A 21,189-nucleotide genomic window follows, 5' to 3' on the forward strand; every position below is an offset into this window, starting at 1 on the left:
CGTCACGCCCGCACCTCGCGCTCGCGCAGCCCCCGCGGGTCCACCACGTCGCGTATCAGCCGCAGTTCGTCGCCGGTCGGCTCGCGGGTGTACGGGACGTCGTCGGGCACGGCCAGGGCGAACCCGGTGGCCTCGCGCACCCGGTCGAGCGTCACCCCCGGATGCAGGGACACGAGCCGCATCGAGTGATCGGGCGTGGCGAAGTCGAAGACACCGAGGTCGGAGACGACGCGGCGCAGCTCGTGGAAGCGGGAGGCGGCGGGCCCCGCGGCGGCGGCGCTGTCGTACCCGACGCCGCTGATCATGTCGACCTTCGCCACGAAGACCCGGGGCGAGTGCTTCGGTATCCAGTAGCTCACGGGGTTGTTGATGGTGTTGGCCGGGGCCCCGCGCACCCCGAGCAACTGCCGTGCGGGCCGCTCCCAGTCGCCGATGCACGAGATGTTCTGGTTGCCGAAGCGGTCGATCTGGCTCGCCCCCATCATCACGTGCCGCCGGCCGCCCATCACCATCGTCAGATGCCTGCGGTACGGCAGCCAGCCCTCCGTCACGCCCGACGCGGCGCCGATGGCGGGGACGTCGCCGATGAGCAGGGCCTCGCCGTCCGTGAGCAGCAGCTCGGGGGAGAAGGTCAGCTTGGCGAGGCGGGCGGCGACGGAGGGGACCGTGCCCATGGGGGAGGCGAGGATCTCGCCGTCGCCCCGCCAGGCCTCGGCGCAGGCGATCACGCAGTACTCCGCGCGGGTCGTCGTCCGCTCGTCCGCCGGACCGGTGCGTGTCATCGCTGCTCCTTGTGCCACGCCTGGACGGCCAGGTGATAGTCCCGCTCGGTGCCGGTGAGGAAGCGGTCGCGGAAGGCCGCCCAGGCTCCGGGCTCCGCCGCCGCGGTGGCGTAGGCCCTCTGGAAGGGCTCGTCCCGGGCGTAGTCGGGCGCGCAGGACGTGAAGTGGGCGCCCTTGGGCGTCTCGGTCACGCCCGTCACCGAGTGCCGGGAGACCAGCAGCGTCTGTGGCGCCGCGTGCGCGGTGAGCTCGGCGGAGTCGACGATCCGCTCGCACGACACGTACGCGGTGTCGGCGGCCTCGCAGAACAGGTCGTCGAAGTACGGGTCGGGGCCGAGGTACTGACCATTGCCGAAGCGGTCGGCGCGGTTCATGTGCACCAGGGCCGCGTCCATCCGCAGGGCGGGCACCGCCACCAGCTCCTCGCCGTCCTCGTAGGGCGAAGTGACCTTACGCAGGCCGGGGTTGACGCGCAGGACGTCGGAGCCGAGGCCCGCGCGGACCGGCAGGAACGGCAGGCGCTGGGCGCCCGCGGTGAGGCCCTGCATGAACATCGCCTCGTCCAGCTCGACGAGTGCGAAGGCGCCACGCTCGCGTGCCGCCCGGAAATGCGGCTCCAGGGGGATCGAGTCGAGTGTGGTGAAGGCCGTGACGAGCTTGCGGACGCGGCCCGCGGCGGCGAGCAGGCCGACGTCCGGGCCGCCGTACGAGACGAGGGTCAAATCCGTGACGTCGGACCGCAGCAGGGCCCTCACCAGGGCCATCGGCTTGCGGCGCGAACCCCAGCCGCCGATGCCGAGGGTCATCCCGCTCGCCAGGCGCCCCACGATCCCGTCGGGTGTCATGGTCTTGTCCGCTCGGACCGGTGCGGCCCGCCCGGCGGCTCCCGTGGCGGCTCCCGCCGTCCTGTCGCTCATGCCCCGTCCTCCCCTCGCGTGCCGAAGTCCTCGCGGACGCGGTCGGCCAGGCCGCTGAGATTCGCCTCGAAGGTGAAGCCCTGCTCGAAGCGGTAGCTGCGGTGCACGTCGACCGGGTCGATGCCGTTGATAGCGGCCTTGGCGAAGCGCAGCAGGGTGCCGTCCTTGCGGGCGATCTCCCGGGCCAGATCGAGCGCGGCCTCGCGCAGACCGGCGCGCCGGACGACCCGCCAGACGGAACCGTGCGCGTGCAGCTCGGCGGCGGTCGCGGTGCGCGCGGTGTAGTACAGGGCGCGCATCAGGTGCTGCGGGACCAGGCGGGCCAGGTGGGTGGCCGCGCCGAGCGCTCCCCGGTCCAGCTCGGGCAGGCCGAACGTGGCGTCCTCGCTCGCCACGATCGCGTCCGCGTTGCCCACGAGGCCTATGCCGCCGCCCAGGCAGAAGCCGTGCACGGCGGCGACGACGGGCACCTCGCACTCGTACACCGCCGAGAACGCCGCGTAACAGCCGCGGTTGGCGCCGATCAGCGCGCCGTGGCCGCTGTCGCGCCGCAGCTCCTTGATGTCCACGCCCGCGTTGAACCCCCGCCCCTCGGCGGTCAGCACGACGCAGCGGACGACGGGGTCGCGCCCGGCGGTGCGCACCGCGTCGGCCAGCTCATACCAGCCCCGCACCGGCAGGGCGTTGACCGGCGGATAGTCGACCGTCACGACGGCCACGCCCTCGTCGGGGACGGAGGTGGAGACAGACATCAGAGGATCCGCTACCTTTCACCCACACGCCTTCAACCAAACATTTGTTAGCTGGAAAGGTAGCAGCGATGACTGACACCCGACAGGTGGTCGTCGTCACCGGCGGCACCCGCGGCGTCGGCGCCGGTATCGCCCGGAGTTTCCTCGCCACCGGCGCCCGCGTCGTCGTCTGCGCGCGCAGGCCGCCCGAGCGGCCGGTCGAAGTCGCGGGCGCCACCGCGCAGTTCCGGCCGCTCGACCTGCGCGACGCGGCCGCCGCCCACACCTTCTTCGCCGAAGTCGCCGCCGACCACGGCACGCTGGACGCCCTGGTGAACAACGCGGGCGGCACGCCCTACGGCCTGCTCGCCGACACGGACCCCGCCCGCCAGGCGAAGATCGTCGAACTGAACCTGCTCGCCCCGCTCCACGCCTCGCTCGCGGCCCACGAGGTGATGCGCGCCCAGGACACCGGCGGCAGCGTCACGATGATCGGCAGCGTCAGCGGCACCCGCCCCTCGCCCGGCAGCGGGGCCTACGGCGCCGCGAAGGCCGGCCTGGAGAACCTCGCGCGGACCATGGCGGTCGAATGGGCCCCGGCCGTGCGCGTCAACACGGTCGTGCTCGGCCTCGCCCGCACCGAGAGCGCCCACGTCCACTACGGCGACGAGGAGGGCGTCGCGCGGGTCGCCCGCACCGTGCCGCTGGGCCGCCTCGCCGAGCCCTCCGACGTCGGCGACGCCTGCGTGTTCCTCGCCTCGGACCGTGCGAAATACATCAGCGGCGCCGCGCTCCACCTGCACGGCGGCGGAGAGCGCCCCGCGTTCCTGGACGCCGCGTCCGCCCACCACCAGACGTACGGAGGAGCCGTTTCATGACGCCCGGAATCTGCGAGGGCCGCGTCGTGGCCGTCACGGGCGCGGGGCGTGGCCTCGGCCGCGCGCACGCCCTCGCCCACGCCGCCGAGGGCGCCCGTGTCGTCGTCAACGACCTCGGGGTACGGGCCGACGGCTCGCAAGGCCCCGGCGGCCGGGGAGAGAACCAGGGCCCCGCCCACGACGTGGTCGACGAGATCCGCGCGGCCGGCGGCGAAGCGGTCGCGCACGGCGGTGACATCGCCACGTCCGAGGGCGCCGCCTCGCTGGTGCGGGCCGCCCTCGACACGTACGGCAGGCTCGACGCGCTCGTCAACAACGCGGGGTTCCTGCGCGACCGGATGGTGGTCAATCTCGACGAGGACGACTGGGACGCCGTGCTGCGCGTCCACCTCAAGGGCCACTTCCTTCCCCTGAAGCACGCGGCGGCGCACTGGCGGGCCGAGGCCAAGGCCGGGCGCGTGCCGCACGCGTGCGTGGTCAACACCAGCTCGGGAGCGGGGCTGCTCGGCAGCGTCGGCCAGGGCAACTACAGCGCGGCCAAGGCCGGGATCCTCGGCCTCACCCTGGTGGCCGCCGCCGAACTGGCCCCCTACGGAGTGCGCGTCAACGCCATCGCCCCGGCCGCCCGTACCCGCATGACCGAGCAGACGTTCGCCGCCACCATGGCCGCGCCCCGGGACGGCGGATTCGACGCGATGGCACCGGAGAACGTGTCACCGCTCGTCGTGTGGCTCTGCTCCACCGCGTCCGCGGGCGTCACCGGACGGGTCTTCGAGGTCGAGGCCGGCCGCATCACCGTCATGGAGGGCTGGCGCCCGGGCCCGACCGCCGACAAGGGCGCCCGCTGGACGCCGGCCGAGGCGGGCGAGACGGCGCTGGGACTCCTCGCCGACGCGCCGGTGCCGCTGCCGGTGTACGGGGCGCGTTGAGGCCCGCACACGAGAACGCGTGATCCAGCTCACGTCCGTCCGTGTCACAGGGGGCCGGGCTGCCTCGTCTCGGGGGTGTAGCCAACGGACGAACCACAAGGAGCACCACCATGGACGCGCGACTCGACTACTTCGCCAGCCCCACCGCCGGCAAGATCTTCAAGCACTTCATGGCGTGCCACAAGGCGCTCAAGGAGTCACCGCTGCCCGACGCCACCCAGGAACTGGTGGCGCTGCGCGTCAGCCAGATCAACGGCTGCGCCGCCTGCATCGACATGCACACCAAGGAGGCCGCCGCCGCGGGAGAGACCGCCCTGCGGCTGAACCTGGTGGTGGCGTGGCGCGAGGCCACGGTCTTCACCGAGGCCGAGCGTGCCGCGCTGGAGCTCGCGGAGGCGGGCACCCGGGTCGCGGACGGGTCCGGTGGCGTGGGCGACGAGGCCTGGGAGAACGCCGCCCGGCACTACGACCAGGAGCAGTTGTCCACCCTCGTCGTGCTGATCTCCATGATGAACATGGCCAACCGGCTCAACGTCATCGCCCGGCGGCCCGCGGGCGACTACGTGGTCGGACAGGTGCACTGACCGCGACGGCGGCGACCGGCCCGGGGCCCGCCAAGGGGCCCCGGGCCACGGGGAGAAAGGGAACACGCGTGAGCAAGATCGAGGAGTTCGAGGAGCTGCGGCCGCTGCTCTTCTCCATCGCCTACCGCGTCCTCGGCAGCGTCGCCGAGGCCGAGGACGCCGTCCAGGAGACCTGGCTGCGCTTCGACGCCTCGCCGACCCGGCCCGTGTCGACCAAGGCGTTCCTGTCGGCGGCGGTGACACGCGTCTCGATCGACGTGCTGCGCTCCGCGCGGGCGCGGCGTGAGCAGTACGTGGGCCCCTGGTTCCCCGAGCCGCTGCTCAGCGACCCGTACGAGGACCCCGCGCGCTCGGCGGAGCTGGCGGACTCCGTCTCCATGGCCGCGCTGCTGCTCATGGAGCGGCTCAGCCCGCTGGAGCGGGCGGTGTTCGTGCTGCGGGAGGTGTTCGGCTTCGGGTTCGACGAGGTGGCCGCGGCGGTGGGGCGTTCGGAGCCGGCGTGCCGGCAGCTCCTGGTGCGGGCGCGGGGGCACATGCGGGCAGGGCGCCCGCGTTTCGAGGCGGACCGCGAGGAGCGGGAGGCCCTGTCGGCGCGGTTCTTCGACGCCCTGCGCGAGGGCGACGTCGACGGGCTGCGGGAACTGCTCGCCGCCGACGTGTCGCTGGTCGGCGACGGCGGCGGCAAGGCGCCGCAGCTCGCCAGGTCCGTCCTCGGCACGGAGAACGTGGCGCGGCTGCTCGCCGCCGTCATACCCCGGATGGCCTGGATCGACATCACCTTCGCGCCGCACGAGGTCAACGGCCAGCCGGGCGCGGTCTTCCGCGACCGGGACGGCAGGGTCCTGCACACGTGGGCGCTCGACGTGGTCGAGGGCCGGATCCAGGCGATCCGCATGGTGATCAACCCCGACAAGCTCGGGCACATGGGGCCGGTGGCGGACGCGTGGGCCCTCCACCACGAGCTGAGGAAGGCGGGCCGGACGCCCCCGAAGTGACCTACTGCCGCTCCTCCTCCGCGAGCACCCGCTCCTCCTCCGCGAGCGCCGAGGGCCCCGCGAAGTGTGCGCGCAGGGCGGCGGTCACGGCGTCCGGGCGCTCGGCGGGCGCCAGGTGAGAGGCCCCCGCGAGCTCCACGAGGGACGCGCCGGGCACCGCGTCGGCGATCTCCCGGGCGTGGGAGGGCGGGGTCGCCGGGTCCTCGCGCCCGGCGATCACCAGGGTCGGCGCGCTGATCGCCGCCAGGGACTCCCGCAGGTCGTACGCGGCCAGGGCGTCGCAGCACGCGGCGTACGCGCCCGCATCGGCGGCCCGGTGGTCCGCCACCAGGGCGGGCACGGTGAACCCGGGCGTGAACCAGCGCCCGGGGGCCGCGTCCGCCAGCTCGGCGAGGCCCACGCGGCGCACGGCCGCCGCCCGCCGCTCCCACGGCTCACGGCCGCCGAAGTGCGCGGAGGAGCAGATCGCGGCGAGGCCCGTCACCCGCTCGGGGTGATGGACCGCGAGGTGCAGCCCGACGGCGCCACCGATCGACACCCCCGCGTACGCGAAGCGGTCGATGCCGAGCGAGTCGGCGAGGCCGAGCACGAGCCCGGCGAGGTCGGCGACGGTCGCGCCGGGCCCGATCAGCCCGGCGGGGGAGCGGCCATGGCCGGGCAGGTCCCACCGCACGACGCGATGGGCGGCGGACAGTGCGGGCGCGACACCGTCCCAGAGCCGGCTCGATGTGCCGAGGGAGGGGCCGAGCAGCAGTGGGGGCGCGGTGTCGGCGCCCTCGACGGTGTGATGCGGCAGGTTCTCGCGGGTCAACGTCGCTCCAGGGCACGGTCGGTCAGGGGGCCGGCGGAGCCGGTGTAGTGGGTGGGGTCGGTGAGTTCGGCGAGGTCGACGCCGGTCAGGGCGGGCTCGTCTCCCAGGACCGCCGCGAGCGGCCGTCCGCCGGCCCGTGCGCGCCGGGCCGCGTCCGTCACCAGCTCCTTCGCCCGCGCCCTGCCGACCCGTGGCGTGAGCGCGGCCACGATCCGTTCCGACACGATCAGCCCGTCCGTCAGGTCCAGGTGCGCGCGCATGGTCTCCGGGTGGACGCGCAGCCCCTCGGCGAGCTCGGCCGCGTCGCGGGCCGCGCCGCCCACCAGGCGGAGCAGGTCACGCAGTGGCTCCCACTCGGCGTGCCAGGCACCCGGGGGCCGCTCGTCCTCGGCGACCAGCGAGCCGAGCAGGGTGGCCGCGAGGCCGGGCGCGCGGCGCGCGGCGGCGGCGATGAGCGTGGCGCGCACGGGGTTGGCCTTGTGCGGCATGGCGGACGAACCGCCCCCCGAGCCTTCGGAGACCTCGGCGATCTCGGTACGGGAGAGCGTGAGGACATCGACCGCGGCCTTGCCGAGCGCCCCGGCGGCGACGGCGAGGGCGGCGGCGAGGTCGGCCACGGGGGTACGCAGCGTGTGCCAGGGCAACGGCGGCTCGGCGAGCGGCAGTTCACGGGCGTAGGCGGCGATCAGCGCCTGCCCGATGTCCCCGTCCCGCGCGGCCGACGGCGCCTTGGGCGATGCGTACGCCCGGAACGCGGCCAGCGTCCCCGCCGCTCCCCCCAACTGCACCGGCAGCCCCTCCCGTGCCCGCGTCAACCGGTCCCTTGCGTCCAGCACCAGTGACCGCCAGCCCGCCGCCTTCAGCCCGAGCGTCGTCGGCACCGCGTGCTGGGTGAGCGTGCGGCCCGGCAGGACCGTGTCGCGGTGCTCCGCCGCGAGGCGGGCCAGGGCGCGTTCCGTGCGGGTCAGGTCGGCGAGGAGCGGGGCCAGGGTCCGCGTGGACACCAGCATCAGCGCCGTGTCGAGGATGTCCTGGCTCGTCGCGCCCCGGTGGACGTGCGGCGCGGCCTCCGCGGGTACCGCCGCCGTCAGGTCGGCCACCAGGGGGATCACCGGGTTTCCGCCCGCCCGCGCGCGCAGGGCGATCGAGCGGGTGTCGAAGCGGGCCGTGTCGGAGGCGGCCGACGTGATCGCCGCGGCGGCCTCGCGGGGGGCCAGGCCCACCGCGGCCTGAGCGCGCGTCAGGGCCGCCTCCGCGTCGAGCAGGGCCCGCAGGAAGGCGTCGTCGCCGGTCGCCTCCTCGGCTGCCGAGCCCGCCCATCCGGGGGAGAACAACCCGCTCATGAGAACTCCAGGAAGACCGTTTCGCCGGGCCCTTGGAGACGGATGTCGAAGCGGTACGTACGATCCGGTCCGGCCCCGGCGATGAGCGTGGCACGCCGCTGTCCGTCCAGGGCGGACAGGAGCGCGTCACCCGGCTCGTCCACCAGGTACGCGCGCGTGTACAGGTGATGCAGCAGCCCCCGCGCGAACACGGCGAGCGAGATGTACGAGACGCCTCCCGGCGGCAGCGTCCGTACCGCCCAGTGGCCGTCCGCGTCGGTCGGCACCCGGCCGAAGCCGGTGAACGCGACGCCGTCACGGCCGACGACCCGCCCGGTGACGGGGTCGTGCCGCAGCGATCCCGGCGCGCCCGACCGGCAGCCGTCAGGACCGGGCTGCCACGTCTCGATCAGGGCGTCGGGCACCGGCTGCCCCGCGCCGTCGTACACGTACCCGTGCAGCGTGATGGTCTCCGGGTGCCCCGCGGGCGCGACGTCGCCGCCGCCGGGGAAGGGCAGCGCGTAGCCGTAGAAGGGTCCGACGGTCTGGGACGGTGTGGGGGCGTTCGCGGTCGCGGCGGACGGCGTCGTCGGCGGGGAGGTCATCAGTGGGGGTCGCCTTCCTCGAAGAGGGTCGCACAGGGGCCGTCAAGGACGATGTCCCAGCGGTGGCCGAGCGACCACTCGGGGACGGACAGGTCGTGGTCGTAGGCGCAGACGAGGCGCTCCCGCGCGGCGGCGTCGGTCACCGAGCGCAGGACCGGGTCGTAGGGCAGGAGCGGGTCACCCGGGAAGTACATCTGAGTGACGAGGCGCTGGGTGAACGCCGTGCCGAAGAGCGAGAAGTGGAGGTGTGCGGGCCGCCAGGCGTTGACGTGGTTGCGCCACGGGTAGGCGCCCGGTTTGACGGTCGTGAAGGAGTACCGTCCCTCGTCGTCGGTCAGACACCGGCCGAAGCCCGTGAAGTTCGGGTCGAGCGGCGCCGGATGCTGGTCGAGCTGGTGCGCGTAGCGCCCCGAGGCGTTGGCCTGCCAGAGTTCGACGAGCTGGCCGCGCACGGGGCGCCCGGCGCGGTCGAGGACCCGGCCGCCGACGGTGATCCGCTCGCCGAGCGGTTCGCCCGGGTGCTGCCGCGTCAGGTCGCGGTCCAGGGCGGTCACGTCGGTGACGCCGAACGCGGGACCGCTCAGCTCCACCGCCTCGGGGTCCCGCAGCGGCACCAGCGGCTGCTTCGGGTGGCGGAAGTGGCTGCTGCGGTAGGGCGGGTAGTCACGGGGCGGATGGTGCGCCCCCGGCACCGAAGCGGCCTGCGCCTCGGCGACCTCGGCGTCTATCGCGCCCTGGGTGAGCCCTTCGGGAAGGGGCTGGGGGGTGGAGGTGGTCATCGTCATCTCGTGCGGCTCCCTGAGGCGTGGCGGAGGAGGTGCGGCATGCGGCCGGCGTCGGCCATGCGGACGGCGTCGGCCTTGTGGACGTCGCGCGGGCTCATGACAGGAACCCCTCCGGGACGCGGATCTCGGCGGCGGTCCGCGAGGTCAGCTCGTCGACCGTGACGGAGGGGGCCAGTTCGACGAGCCGCAGCCCCTGCTCGGTGACGTCGAGGACGCCGAGGTCGGTGATGATCCGGTCGACGCAGCCCTTGCCGGTCAGCGGCAGCGCGCACTCTTCGAGGATCTTCGGGGAGCCGTCCTTGGCGGTGTGGGTCATGACGACGATGACGTTGCGGGCGCCGTGCACCAGGTCCATCGCCCCGCCGATGCCGGTGATCATCTTGCCGGGCACGGCCCAGTTGGCGAGGTCCCCGCGCGCGGAGACCTGCATGGCGCCGAGCACGGCCACGTCGATGTGGCCGCCGCGGATCATCCCGAAGGAGAGCGCGGAGTCGAAGTAGGAGGCGCCGGGCAGCACGGTCACGGTCTCCTTGCCCGCGTTGATCAGATCCGGGTCGACCTCGGACTCGTCCGGGTAGGGCCCCACTCCGAGGATGCCGTTCTCCGACTCCAGGACGACGTGCACGTCCGGCGGGAGGTGGTTGGGGATGAGCGTCGGCAGTCCGATGCCGAGGTTCACGTACTGGCCGTCCCTCAGCTCGCGCGCGGCGCGGGCGGCCATCTGCTCACGGGTCCAGGACATCAGCCGCTCACCGTCCGCTTCTCGATCCGCTTGTCCGCCGCCTGCTCCGGGGTGAGCGCGACGACGCGCTGCACGAAGATGCCGGGCAGATGCACCGCGTCCGGGTCGATCCCGCCGGGCTCGACCAGCTCCTCCACCTCCGCGACGGTGACGCGGCCCGCCATCGCGGCGAGGGGGTTGAAGTTGCGGGCCGCCCTGTGGAAGACGAGGTTGCCGTGCCGGTCGCCCCTGGCCGCGCGGACCAGCGCGAAGTCGGTGCGGATGCCGTGCTCCAGGACGTACTCGGCGCCGTCGAACTCCCGTGTCTCCTTGGCCGGGGACGCCAGCGCGACGCCGCCCTCGCCGTCGTAGCGCCACGGCAGACCGCCCTCGGCGACCTGGGTGCCCACGCCGGCCGGGGTGTAGAACGCGGGGATGCCCGCGCCGCCCGCCCGCAGCCGTTCGGCGAGCGTGCCCTGCGGGATCATCTCGACCTCCAGCTCACCGCCGAGGTACTGCCGGGCGAACTCCTTGTTGGCCCCGATGTAGGAGCCGGTGACGCGGGCGATGCGGCCCGCCGCCAGGAGCACCGCGAGGCCCGAGTCCATGGCCCCGCAGTTGTTGGACACCACCCGCAGGTCCGAGACCCCGGCGGCGTGCAGCGCCCGTATCAGTTCGTTCGCCACGCCGCTGAGGCCGAAGCCGCCGACGGCGAACGACGCCCCGTCACGGGCGTCGGCCACCGCTTCGGCGGCCGTGGCCACCACCTTGTCCATCCGCGCGGCCCCTCTCTTCCGGCCCCGGTCCCTCAGGAAATTAATCAGGGCACTGACTATTTCGGTGAGGATAGGAGAGCGCGAACTCCCTGACAAGAGGGGGGTCGACCCGCCGGAAGTGCGGGTATCGTTCAGTGCACCGATGAATATGGACGACGCGGATGAATATGGACGCGGAAGCGGAGGACCCATGGCCGCGGTGGATCTCACCACCCACCCCGGGCACCTGGCCCGGCGCCTGCAACAGGCGCATTACCTCCTGTGGAACACGATGGTCTCCGAGGAGATCACCTCGCCGCAGTTCGCGGTGCTCAACGCCCTCGTCGCCGAGCCCGGCCTCGACCAGCGCACCGTGGGGGAGCGGGTGGGCCTCGACCGCTCCACCATCGCCGAGGTCATCAGCCGGCTGATCCGCCGCGAGCTGCTCGACAAGGTCCGCGACCCGCAGGACGGCCGCCGCTATCTGCTGCGGCTCACCGACGACGGCAGGCGCACGCACGCCAGGCTGACCGTGCGCACGGCCCGGATGAACCAGGTGTTCCTCGGCCCGCTCTCCGCCGGCGAGCAGATCGTCTTCTTCGACCTGATCCGCCGCGTCGCGGACGCGGCGGAGGACCTGCGCCACCCCGGAGAGCCGCTGAGGGAGAGCCGCTGACGAAGGCCTGAGCGCTCAGGCCTTCGCGTACACGACCCACACCTGACCCTTGGCGAACGGCAGCGGTTCGCCGCCGGGCGTCGTGAACCGTGTGCCCTGCCCGGCCGACGGACGCTGCCAGCGCGCTTCGTAGCCACGCCCGTCCCGCAGGACGCGCGCCTTGCCCTCGCCCACCGTCTCGGTGAACGGGGAGACGTTTCCCGAGCGGTCGTGGAAGCGGGAAGGACGCACCTTCACGTACTGCACGACCACCGTGGACGGGCGCAGCTCCTCGCCGCCGGACGTACGCGCGCGTGTCCCGTCCATGGCCACGCGCCAGCGCCCCTCGTACTCCACCCAGTCGAACGTGAAGCGCGCCGCGGGGAACCGCACCGTCCGCCGGGTCTCCGGCGTACCCCCCGAAGGGCGGGGGCCGAACCGGAACCCGGTGCTCTCCAGCGCTCCCGCCCGCGCGTCGGTGTCCAGGGCCTTCGGCCGTACGAAGAGGTTGTGCGGCGCGGCCCTGCCGCGATCCCGGTAGTAGGCGCCACCGGTCGCCTTGCCCGGCGGCAGGGCCCGCAGGGGCGAGCCGTCGATCAACGGCAGGAGCTTCGACTGCGCCCCGGAGAAGGCGAGCGCGGGACGGTCGAACTGCCGCAGGAGTTCGAGGTCGGTCTCGCGCGCGCTGCGCACCGGGCCGACCACGGCGGGCAGCTCGGAGGCGAACACCGCCATCAGCCGGGTGAGCCCGCCCTCCACCTGCTCCACGTAGACGAGGTCGGCGGCGTCGATGCCGGTCTGCGGGCGCGCCGCGCCTACGTTGTCGATCTTCACGGCGAGCACGGAGCCACCGCTTCCCGGGGCACCCGGAGCCGCCCCGTTCCCGTTGGTCTGCACCGTGCATCCGACGGCCAGGGCGACGAGCGCCACCGCCCCGGCCCCTGCCCGCGTCCGCGCCCACCGTCTCATGCGTACGTCTTACCCCATACGGTGCCGGTCTCAGCCCAGGTCGAGCGCGTTGCGCAGACCCAGCCGGTGGCGGGTGCGGTCGTGACGCTTGGCGAGCTCGAGCGCCGGGGGCCGGAACAGCGGCGTCACCGTGCACGGCTTCTGGTCCGAACCGGACTGCCGCAGAAGGGCGTTGACCGCCTGGCGCGCCGCGGCGTTGGCGCCCTCCATCGTCGCGAGGTCGATGTCGACGGAGACGTAGTCGCCGGCGAGGAAGAGGTTGGGGATCCTCGTCGCCGCCGAGGGGCGGTTGTGGAAGGTGCCGACGGGGTGGATGAGGAGTTCGTCCTCGTTGGTGGGGTGCGGCGTGCCGAGGCCGTCGACGCCCGGGTCGAGGAACCACGAGTGCAGCTTGCCGTCGCTCAGCACCGTCTTGCCCGTCTCGTTCAGCGCGGCCTTGAGCTGCGCCCACACCTCCTTGGCGACCTCGTCCCTGGTGCACTGCTTGGCCGTCCTGCCGTAGAGCATGCCCGGCTTGTCCCACTCGGAGATGTCCACCGACAGGCACTCGACCGCGACGCCGTCGCCGTAGTCGGCGGCGAAGTCACGGCCCGGCCAGTGGCCCGCCTGCGCGATGCCGGTCAGTGACCAGGGCGAGTCGATGCAGTTGAAGTGGCCCTTCACCACCGGCGGCCGCTCGGTCAGATAGAACTGGATGCCGGTCATCCAGTCCGTCTGGAGCTTGTCGCAGCGCGCGAGCTGCGGGTCCGCCGCCTTCAGGGCGGCGCCCCACGTCCTGCGCGCGTGCTCCACCGGCATGGCCTGGACGTAGTGGTCGGCGGTGACGTCACGCCGTACGCCGTCCGGGTCCTCGATGACGGCCTTGGTGATCCGGCCGCCGCCGAACCCCAGCTCGCGCACGGTCCAGCCGATCCGGAACCGCACCCCGAGAGACGTCAGAAGCTCCACCCACGGATCGATCCAGGCCTCGTTCGTGGGGGCGTTGAGCAGCCGGTCCGGCGGGCCGTCCGCGCCCTGGCCGAGCGCGTTGAGGACGAAGGCCTCGCCGAGCGTGCCGACGGTGCGGGTGCTCGCCACCTCGGCCTTGGTCGCCACGATGTTGCGGGTGACGCCGATCGCCAGGATGCGCTGGTAGTCCTTCGACATCCGCTCGGCCCGCACGAAGTCCCACCAGGGCGTCGACTCCCAGTCGTTGTCCCTGCGCTCGTCGCAGCTCGTGAGGAAGACCAGGGCGCGGTTCACGAAGTACGCGATCTCGTGGCCCGGCAGATGGAAGGCCGTGTCGAGCAGGGCGGTCAGGGCCCGCGCGATGTCGTCCAGGGTGAGCCGCTCCGGCTCGGAACCCGGCCACGGAATGGGCATCCGCAGATCCTCGCGGCCTGTGCGCGCGAACGACATCTCGCGCGGGGCGACGAGGTTGTCCCAGACGCCGTGGGCGTTCCCGGGGAAGGGGATGCGCCGCATGGTGTCCGGAAGGTTGTGATAGATCCCGGGAATGAAGCGGAAGCCGTGCTCGCCGGGCAGCGGTTTCCGCCCGCCCCTCGCGCTGTCCGGCACGTCCATGCTGCGGGCCTTGCCGCCGAGCGCCCTGCGTTCGTAGACCGTGACGTCGAAGCCGCGCTCGGCCAGTTCATGGGCGGCCGTGAGCCCCGCGACCCCGCCGCCGAGCACGGCCACGGACTGCTTCGCCTCCGCGGCGCCCGCCTTCGCCGCCGCGGGCGCCGCGCCGGGCCCCACGCCCAGAGCCACGGCCCCGCCGACCGCCGCGGCCCCCGCGACGAACCCCCGCCTCGTGCTTCCCCCGGCACCGCTGTGCCCCATGCCCCGTCCCCCTTACCATCGGTAACTGATGTGTCCGGCGGTGGAGCATACGGTCGGGCCCGACGGGGCGGAAGGCACGGGGACGCGTGGTCGCACATTGGCGTGATTACGGTGCCGGGGGTGGCCGCGGGGCGCGAAGCGGCCGGTGGGCTCAGCGGTGGCTCTCGGGACCGCCGAGCACGTCGGTGAGGGAGTAGGAGAGGGGCTCCTCCAACTGGGCGTACGTGCAGCTCTCCGCGTCACGGTCGGGGCGCCAGGCGCGGAACCTCGCCGTGTGACGGAAGCGCCGCCCGTTCTCCATGTGGTCGTACGCGACCTCGCAGACCCGCTCCGGGCGCAGCGGCACCCACGACAGGTCCTTCTTCCCCGTCCAGCGGCTCGGCGCCCCCGGCATCCGCGCCTGCTCGTGGGCCGCCTCATCGCCCCAGGCCGCCCAGGGGTGGTCCCCGGCGGACTCCATCCGCAGCGGCTCCAGCTCGTCGATCAGCTCCGCCCGCCGCGTCATGGAGAACGCGGCGGCGACGCCCACGTGCTGGAGGGTGCCGGTGTCGTCGTACAGTCCGAGAAGGAGCGAGCCGACGACGGGCCCGCTCTTGTGGAAGCGGTAACCGGCGACCACGCAGTCCGCCGTGCGCTCATGTTTGATCTTGAACATGGAGCGTTCGTTCTGGCGGTAGCGCAGGTCGAGCGGCTTGGCGATGACGCCGTCCAGGCCCGCGCCCTCGAACTGGTCGAACCAGCGCCGCGCCACGTCGATGTCGGTGGTCGCCGGCGCCACGTGGACCGGCGGCGTCACCCCGTCCAGTGCCCCGACGAGGCGGGCGCGGCGGTCTGCCATCCGCGTGTCGAGCAGGCCCTCGTCCCCCAGCGCCAGCAGGTCGAAGGCGACGAAGGAGGCGGGCGTGCGCTCGGCGAGCGTCGCGACGCGCGAGGCCGCCGGGTGGATGCGCTCGCTGAGCGCGTCGAAGTCGAGGTGCCCCTCCCGCGCGATCACGACCTCGCCGTCCAGGACGCAGCGCGCGGGCAGCCGCTCCCGCAGAGCCGCCACCAGCTCGGGGAAGTAGCGGGTCAGCGGCTTCCCTGTCCGGCTGCCGACCTCCAGCTCGTCCCCGTCCCGGAACACGATGGCGCGGAACCCGTCCCACTTGGCCTCGTACTGCATGCCCGGCGGAATCTTCGCCACGGGCTTGGCGAGCATGGGTTTCACGGGCGGCATCACCGGCAGATCCATGGTCCAAACGTACGAGGGGTCCACGCATACCGCCCGGTGTGCGGTGAATGTCCGCCCCGCTTAGCGTGGCCCCATGGGTGAAGCGAAGGGCAGGAGCGCGGCCGTGGAGATCGACACCGGGGAGCGGAAAGTGCGGCTCTCCAGTCCCGATCGCGTCGTCTTCGCCGAGCGCGGGTTCACCAAGCTGGACGTCGCCCGGTACTTCGTGGCCGTCGGCCCCGGCATCCTGCGCGCGCTGCGGAACCGCCCCACGACCCTCCAGCGCTACCCGGAGGGAGCCGCCGGGGAGTTCTTCTACCAGAAGCGGGTTCCCAAGAACCACCCCGAGTGGATTCCCACCGCCACCATCGCCTTCCCCAGCGGCCGTACCGCCGACGAGATGTGCCCGACCGAGCTGGCCGCCGTCATCTGGGCCGTCCAGTACAACGCCCTCACCTTCCACCCCTGGCCGGTCCGGCGCGGCGACCTCGACCACCCCGACGAGCTCCGCATCGACCTCGACCCGCAGCCCGGCACCGACTACGCCGACGCGGTGCGGGCCGCGCACGAACTGCGGACCGTCCTCGACGAGTTCGGCGGACTCGTGGGCTGGCCCAAGACCTCCGGTGGGCGTGGACTGCATGTCTTCGTGCCGATCGAGCCGCGCTGGACCTTCACCCAGGTGCGGCGCGCCGCCATCGCCGTCGGGCGGGAGCTGGAGCGCCGGATGCCGGACGCGGTCACCACCGCCTGGTGGAAGGAGGAGCGCGGCGCGAAGATCTTCGTGGACTACAACCAGACGGCCAGGGACCGCACCATCGCCTCCGCCTACTCGGTCCGCGCCCGCCCGCACGCCCCGGTCTCGGCGCCGCTGCGGTGGGAGGAGGTCGAGGACGCCCGCCCCGAGGACTTCGACATCGCCACGATGCCGGCGCGGTTCGCCGAGGCCGGCGACGTCCACGCCGGCATGGACGACCAGGCCCATTCGCTCGACGCCCTGCTCGACCTCGCGAACAAGGACGAGCGCGAGCACGGCCTCGGCGATCTGCCGTATCCGCCGGAGTACCCGAAGATGCCGGGCGAACCCAAGCGGGTACAGCCGAGCCGGGCCAGACACGACGACTGACCCGGCCGGTGCTCACCGTGTGAGGCTCAGTCCGTGAAGCGGGTCAGGACCCCGCCGAGCGACTCGAAGCCCTTCACGCTCGGCCCCCACGCCTTGCCGTCCCACCACTTGTGGTGGAGCGCGGAGTCCGTGCCGCGCACGAACACGTCGAGCCGGTTCTGCTCCCAGGCGACCGCGTTCGGCGAGCTCGTGCAGATGCCCCCGAGCGACTCGAAGCCCTTCACGCTCGGGCCCCACGCCGTGCCGTCCCACCACTTGTGGTGCAGCGCGGAGTCGGTCCCGATGACGAAGAGGTCCAGGCGGTCCGCGCCCCAGGAGACGGCGGCCGGCGTGCCCGCGCACACTCCGCCGAGGGATTCCCAGCCCTTGACGCTGGGGCCCCACGCGTTTCCGTCCCACCATTTGTGGTGGAGCGCGGAGTCCGTGCCGATCACGAAGAGGTCCAGCCTGTTCTGGCCCCAGGAGACGGCGACGGGCTCACTCATGCAGATGCCGCCGAGGGATTCCCAGCCCTTGACGCTGGGGCCCCACGCGTTTCCGTCCCACCACTTGTGGTGGAGTGCGGAATCCGTACCGACCACGAAGAGGTCGAGCCGGTTCGCGCCCCAGGACACCGCTTTCGGCTTGCTCATGGAAATACCGCCGAGGGATTCCCAGCCTTTGACGCTCGGCCCCCATGCACTTCCGTTCCACCATTTGTGGTACGTCGCCGAATCGGTTCCGGTCACGAAGAGATCGAGCCGGTCCGGGCCCCAGGAAATCGCTTCCGGTGCGCCGGCGCACGTTCCGCCGAGGGATTCCCAGTCCTTGACGCCGGGGCCCCACGCGTTCCCGTTCCACCACTTGTGGAAAAGCGCCGAGTCCGTGCCCACCACGAAGAGGTCCAGCCGGTCGTGCGCCCACGCGAGCGCCGTCGGCGGGCTCTTGCAGACGCCGCCGAGGGATTCCCAGCCCTTGATGTCCGGCCCCCACGCCTTGCCGTCCCACCACTTGTGGAAGAGCGCGGAGTCGGTGCCGATGCCGAAGACGTCGAGGCGGTCCGACTCCCACGACACCACGGGCCCCGAGGCGGGCGAAGGTCCGTACATCGCGTGCACGGCGGCGACGTCGTCCGTGCTGAGACCGCTGCGCTGGCCGATGGTGACGCCCTGCACGGTCGGCACGATCGTGTCCTGGCCGTTGCCCGAGAAGGCGCTCCGCGGGTAGTGCATGATCGAGCCGTAGTCGTACGGCCCCACGTCGTCGCCGTCCGTGATGTGCTGGTCGAAGTTGTGCTCGAAGCCCTGCGTGATGTTGGCCCAGACGATCGTGACGAACTGGTCGCGGTCCGCACGGCTCTGCTCGTGCCACAGGCCGATCGCGTGCCCGATCTCATGGATGCAGTTGCCCGTCGAGCAGCCGGCGGCCAGCGTGAGGTTCTGCGCCCCGCCCTGCCGACCCACGAACGACGAGCAGCCGCCGCCCGGCACGAAGCGCACGAAGTCGGGGAACTGCGCCTGGTTCGCCGGGGTGCGCCGCACGAAGCGCATCCGGGTGCGGGAGTGCCAGTGCGCGATCGCGTCGGTCACGCGCTGCTGGTTCGGCAGGCCGCCGTCGATCTCGAAGGGCACGAGCGCGTTCGGCCAGCGGAACTGTTTCCCGGAAATGACGACCGCCGACTGCGGCGCCTTTCCCTCGGACTCCGCCTGCAATTCAACGGTACGGCGCTCGACCTCCGCGACCGTCCCGAGCACGATGTCGCCCTCGAATACGGCGAGACCGTCGATGTCCACGTACTGCACGGGTTTCGTCTGGAAGCTGATGCCGTCGATCAGACCGGTTTTCTTGTCCCGGGAGGAGCGGAACTCCCCGTGTCCCTCACCCGCAACTCGCGACTCGGAAGCAGCCATCCGTGTCTCCCCTCGGTTCTTACTTCCCGCCCTGCCGTAAAGGGCGCTATTTTGCGGAAAATAGTGGGGTACGGCACGACCAACAAGGGATGGGCGAGCGTATGCGGTACGTAGAAATCGCTGTCCGTATCGCGCCGGGCACACCGCCGCCGCGAGGGACCGTGACCCTGCGCGCACGGGTCGAGGAGATCACCGCGGCGGACGCGCCCGCCCGGGTGGTCTCCCGCACGGCGGAGAGCGGCGTCGATCTCACCGCGGCCCCCCGGCTGACGCTGGAGGTCCCGCCGCCGGACCCGCGGGCGCGCTACACCGTCCGCGTCCACGCCGACGTCGACGGCTCGGGATCGGTGGCCCCGGAGGACTTCGTCTCGGTGCGCGGCAACCCGGTGGCGGCCCACGGCGGCCCCGACACGATCGCGGTGGAGGTGAGGCCGGCCGGCTGAACGGCACGGAGTCCACCGCGAACGCAACAGCGCCCCCGCCCCGGGGTGGGGGCGAGGGCGCCGAAGCGGTGCAGGAATCCCGGGCCTAGAGCTCCTTGACCCTGATGTCGCGGTACGAGATCACGTCCGTGACCCCGTGCACCTGGACGCCGACATAGCCGGACGAGTAGCGCCGCCCGTCCGTGCCCGGGTCGTCGCCGCGCGGCGGCGTGAAGGCCTGGCCGCCCGTGTTGTCGAACTCGTTGATCAGGACACCGTTGCGGTAGACCGAGTAGTGCTGGTCCACCACCCGGACCTCGTAGTCGTTCCACGTGCCCTTCGGGGTCACGCCGGCGCCGGCGAGACCCACCCGGTCGAAGCCGTAGATCGACCCCGTCTTGTACATGTCGCCGTCAGGCCTGTCGAGCGCCTGGATCTCGTGCCCGTACTTGATGGCGACCCACTCCGGACGTGACTCCTCCGGGTGGTCGTGGACCTGCGGGAAGCGCACGAAGACACCGCCGTTGGCGTTGCCGTTGCCCGGGGCGTCGTCCCGCCACTGGAGCTTCAGCGAGAAGTCGCCGTACTTGCGCTCGGGGAACCAGAGCATGCCCATGCCGTCGACGCTGGTGCTGCTGGTGATCGAGCCGTCCTCGTTGAGGCCGAACTTGCCGCCGCCGACCTGCTCCCACTTGTCCAGGGACGCCTGGGTGCCGTCGAAGATCTTGCGGTAGCCGTCCGTCTGGCCCGGCGTGCCGATGCCGGACTCCTTGGCGGCGCGGTTGATCTTGTTGTACTCGCGCTTGTCGATCTCACCGTCCTTCTTGAGCTTGTCGGTGACGGTCTTGACGTGCTTCAGGAAGAGGGCGTGGGACGTCCACTCCTTCTCGTCCTCGATCAGCTCGTTGATGCGGCAGCGGCTGTTGGTGACCCGGTTGGGGACGCCCGTGTCGACGGTGCCGACGATGACCGTCAACCGCTCGTCGAACTCCGGGCAGTTCGGGGCGGGCACTCCGCCGCCCTGCGCGACGGTGAACGAGACATCCTTGGCCGCCGCGGTGTTGCCCGCCTTGTCGCTCGCGCGGTACGCCACCGTGTGCCGGCCCGCGCGGTCGACGGTGACCGGTGCCTCGTACGCGAGGTAGGGACCGCCGTCCAGCGAGTACTCGACCTTGTCGACGCCCGAGTCGGCGTCGGTCGCGGTGACCGTCACCTTCGCCCTGCCGATGTAGGCGCCGTCGGAGTTCTTGGTCCCTTCGACCTTCGCCGACGTCTGGGGCGGCGTCTTGTCCTGCACCGGCGGGGCGACCACGGTGAACTCGACGGACTTCTCCGCCGCCTGGTTGCCCGCCTTGTCGGAGGCGCGGTAGCGGACTTTGTGGGTGCCCGTCTCGTGCACCATGACCGGGGCGCCGTACGTGGTCCAGGCGCCGTCACCGACCGCGTACTCGATCTTGTTGACACCGGAACCCGTGTCGGACGCCGTCACCGTGACCGTCGCCATCGCGAGGTACTGCCCCTGGTCGTTCTTCTCGCCCGTCACCGTGGCCGAGGTCTCCGGGGGCGTCTTGTCGTCCGTGTCCGGTGCGACCACCTTGAAGTCGGTGGACTTCTCGGCCGCGACGTTGCCCGCCTTGTCGGAGGCCCGGTAGCGGACCTTGTGGCTGCCGACCTGGTCGACGACCACGGGCGCGGTGTACGGCTGCCAGGTGCCGTCCGCGCCGACCGCGTACTCGATCTTGTCGACGCCGGAGCCCTCGTCCGTCGCGGTCAGCGCCACCGACGCCGAACCGACGTAGGCGCCGTCGGCGTTGGTCTGCCCCTCGACCTTCGCGGAGACCTCGGGAGCGGTCGTGTCCTCGCCGCCGCCCTCGGTCACCACCAGGATGCCCTGCATCGACGCGTGGCCCGGGATCGTGCAGTGGTAGCGGTAGCGGCCCGGGGAGAGCGTGACCTCGGCGGTGTGCTTGCCGCCCTGGTCGTCGGCGGGGTTGGCGAGGATGTTCAGCGGGACGTCGTTGTTGTACTCCGGGTCGGAGACGTCGAACGTCAGCGTGTGCGGCATGCCGGTCGTGTTGCCGGTCGCCTCGCTGTTCTCGAAGACGATCGTCGTCGGGCCCGCCACGGCCGTCGTGGGCGCCGTCTTGTACTTGGCGATGTCGTTGTCGGCGGTCCACGTGAGGGTCTGCGCCCGCGTGGAGAGCCCGGTGTTGTCGGGGCGCGCCACGGCCGCCGTCGAGGTGAGGCCGAGCACCATCAGGAGCGAAGCGAACAGCGCCGTA

Annotated in this window: 20 protein-coding genes and 1 pseudogene; 7 read left to right on the plus strand and 14 right to left on the minus strand. The window is 72.4% G+C overall.

The genetic code is table 11. The features are described from left to right. Positions 1-2: 2 nt before the first annotated feature. From ACRAKF_RS32975 to ACRAKF_RS32985, 3 genes are read right to left on the minus strand one after another with little or no spacing between them, the layout of a single operon-like run. Positions 3-782: a CoA-transferase subunit beta gene (locus ACRAKF_RS32975; protein WP_447041511.1), complete on the minus strand. Its 780-nt coding sequence runs from the start codon at positions 780-782 to the stop codon at positions 3-5. Beyond that, positions 779-1,699 carry a CoA transferase subunit A gene (locus ACRAKF_RS32980; RefSeq protein ID WP_447041513.1) on the minus strand — a complete coding sequence of 307 codons (921 nt, stop codon included), beginning with the start codon at positions 1,697-1,699 and terminating at the stop codon, positions 779-781. The genes ACRAKF_RS32975 and ACRAKF_RS32980 overlap by 4 nt, the downstream gene beginning before the upstream one ends. Continuing rightward, on the minus strand, positions 1,696-2,451 hold the full coding sequence (locus ACRAKF_RS32985; protein WP_447041515.1) for an enoyl-CoA hydratase family protein: 756 nt from the start codon (positions 2,449-2,451) through the stop codon (positions 1,696-1,698). Before ACRAKF_RS32985 ends, ACRAKF_RS32980 begins: the two co-directional genes overlap by 4 nt. A gap of 68 nt (positions 2,452-2,519) precedes the next feature. On the opposite strand from ACRAKF_RS32985, the gene ACRAKF_RS32990 reads away from it, so the two are divergent. The 4 genes from ACRAKF_RS32990 to ACRAKF_RS33005 all read left to right on the plus strand — a co-directional run bounded on the left by ACRAKF_RS32990 (position 2,520) and on the right by ACRAKF_RS33005 (position 5,816). Then, positions 2,520-3,308, plus strand: coding sequence for an SDR family oxidoreductase (locus tag ACRAKF_RS32990; protein WP_447041516.1), 789 nt, complete (start codon positions 2,520-2,522; stop codon positions 3,306-3,308). Further along, positions 3,305-4,237, plus strand: a complete 933-nt coding sequence (locus tag ACRAKF_RS32995) for an SDR family oxidoreductase (RefSeq protein ID WP_447041518.1) — start codon at positions 3,305-3,307, stop codon at positions 4,235-4,237. Before ACRAKF_RS32990 ends, ACRAKF_RS32995 begins: the two co-directional genes overlap by 4 nt. Before the next feature lie 110 nt (positions 4,238-4,347). Further along, the gene (locus ACRAKF_RS33000) at positions 4,348-4,821 is read left to right on the plus strand and encodes a carboxymuconolactone decarboxylase family protein (protein WP_447041519.1); all 474 of its coding nucleotides are present in this window, start codon (positions 4,348-4,350) and stop codon (positions 4,819-4,821) included. A gap of 68 nt (positions 4,822-4,889) precedes the next feature. Next, positions 4,890-5,816 (plus strand): RNA polymerase sigma-70 factor, encoded by a 927-nt coding sequence (locus ACRAKF_RS33005; RefSeq protein ID WP_447041520.1) that lies wholly within the window; start codon positions 4,890-4,892, stop codon positions 5,814-5,816. A gap of 28 nt (positions 5,817-5,844) precedes the next feature. Here ACRAKF_RS33005 and pcaD read toward each other — a convergent pair. From pcaD to ACRAKF_RS33035, 6 genes and pseudogenes are all read right to left on the minus strand, one after another. Next, positions 5,845-6,627: pseudogene (gene pcaD / locus ACRAKF_RS33010) on the minus strand (3-oxoadipate enol-lactonase); the annotation flags it as partial. Further along, positions 6,624-7,970 carry a 3-carboxy-cis,cis-muconate cycloisomerase gene (gene pcaB, locus ACRAKF_RS33015; RefSeq protein WP_447041521.1) on the minus strand — a complete coding sequence of 449 codons (1,347 nt, stop codon included), beginning with the start codon at positions 7,968-7,970 and terminating at the stop codon, positions 6,624-6,626. The gene pcaB and the pseudogene pcaD, both read right to left, overlap by 4 nt. Continuing rightward, a complete protein-coding gene (gene pcaG / locus ACRAKF_RS33020) occupies positions 7,967-8,554 on the minus strand; it encodes a protocatechuate 3,4-dioxygenase subunit alpha (protein WP_447041523.1) in 588 nt (195 codons plus the stop codon). Before pcaG ends, pcaB begins: the two co-directional genes overlap by 4 nt. Continuing rightward, on the minus strand, positions 8,554-9,339 hold the full coding sequence (gene pcaH / locus ACRAKF_RS33025) for a protocatechuate 3,4-dioxygenase subunit beta (protein ID WP_447041525.1): 786 nt from the start codon (positions 9,337-9,339) through the stop codon (positions 8,554-8,556). The genes pcaG and pcaH overlap by 1 nt, the downstream gene beginning before the upstream one ends. A 94-nt stretch (positions 9,340-9,433) precedes the next feature. Continuing rightward, on the minus strand, positions 9,434-10,081 hold the full coding sequence (locus ACRAKF_RS33030; RefSeq protein WP_447041526.1) for a CoA transferase subunit B: 648 nt from the start codon (positions 10,079-10,081) through the stop codon (positions 9,434-9,436). Next, positions 10,081-10,836 carry a CoA transferase subunit A gene (locus tag ACRAKF_RS33035; RefSeq protein ID WP_447041527.1) on the minus strand — a complete coding sequence of 252 codons (756 nt, stop codon included), beginning with the start codon at positions 10,834-10,836 and terminating at the stop codon, positions 10,081-10,083. Before ACRAKF_RS33035 ends, ACRAKF_RS33030 begins: the two co-directional genes overlap by 1 nt. A gap of 190 nt (positions 10,837-11,026) precedes the next feature. Here ACRAKF_RS33035 and ACRAKF_RS33040 point away from each other — a divergent pair, with 190 nt between their 5' ends. Continuing rightward, on the plus strand, positions 11,027-11,491 hold the full coding sequence (locus tag ACRAKF_RS33040; RefSeq protein WP_447041529.1) for a MarR family winged helix-turn-helix transcriptional regulator: 465 nt from the start codon (positions 11,027-11,029) through the stop codon (positions 11,489-11,491). A gap of 15 nt (positions 11,492-11,506) precedes the next feature. Here ACRAKF_RS33040 and ACRAKF_RS33045 read toward each other — a convergent pair whose 3' ends face one another. The 3 genes from ACRAKF_RS33045 to ACRAKF_RS33055 all read right to left on the minus strand — a co-directional run bounded on the left by ACRAKF_RS33045 (position 11,507) and on the right by ACRAKF_RS33055 (position 15,491). Next, positions 11,507-12,439, minus strand: a complete 933-nt coding sequence (locus ACRAKF_RS33045; protein WP_447041530.1) for a DUF3048 domain-containing protein — start codon at positions 12,437-12,439, stop codon at positions 11,507-11,509. Between the two features lie 30 nt (positions 12,440-12,469). Beyond that, the gene (locus ACRAKF_RS33050) at positions 12,470-14,260 is read right to left on the minus strand and encodes a hydroxysqualene dehydroxylase (protein ID WP_447041531.1); all 1,791 of its coding nucleotides are present in this window, start codon (positions 14,258-14,260) and stop codon (positions 12,470-12,472) included. A gap of 151 nt (positions 14,261-14,411) precedes the next feature. Further along, positions 14,412-15,491: an ATP-dependent DNA ligase gene (locus ACRAKF_RS33055; RefSeq protein WP_447041532.1), complete on the minus strand. Its 1,080-nt coding sequence runs from the start codon at positions 15,489-15,491 to the stop codon at positions 14,412-14,414. A gap of 73 nt (positions 15,492-15,564) precedes the next feature. Here ACRAKF_RS33055 and ligD point away from each other — a divergent pair, with 73 nt between their 5' ends. Continuing rightward, positions 15,565-16,596 (plus strand): non-homologous end-joining DNA ligase, encoded by a 1,032-nt coding sequence (ligD, locus tag ACRAKF_RS33060; protein ID WP_447041534.1) that lies wholly within the window; start codon positions 15,565-15,567, stop codon positions 16,594-16,596. A 26-nt stretch (positions 16,597-16,622) separates the two neighbouring features. Here ligD and legP read toward each other — a convergent pair whose 3' ends face one another. Next, on the minus strand, positions 16,623-18,485 hold the full coding sequence (gene legP / locus ACRAKF_RS33065; protein WP_447041536.1) for a Dot/Icm T4SS effector Zinc-dependent metalloprotease LegP: 1,863 nt from the start codon (positions 18,483-18,485) through the stop codon (positions 16,623-16,625). 101 nt (positions 18,486-18,586) lie between these two features. On the opposite strand from legP, the gene ACRAKF_RS33070 reads away from it, so the two are divergent. Further along, positions 18,587-18,928 carry a hypothetical protein gene (locus ACRAKF_RS33070; RefSeq protein WP_447041537.1) on the plus strand — a complete coding sequence of 114 codons (342 nt, stop codon included), beginning with the start codon at positions 18,587-18,589 and terminating at the stop codon, positions 18,926-18,928. Between the two features lie 85 nt (positions 18,929-19,013). Here the strand turns inward: ACRAKF_RS33070 and ACRAKF_RS33075 are convergent, their stop codons facing one another. Then, entirely contained in the window at positions 19,014-21,164 is a 2,151-nt protein-coding gene (locus ACRAKF_RS33075; protein WP_447041538.1) for an OmpL47-type beta-barrel domain-containing protein, read from the minus strand. Between the last annotated feature and the right edge of the window lie 25 nt (positions 21,165-21,189).

This window comes from Streptomyces sp. DSM 118878 (assembly GCF_052936595.1).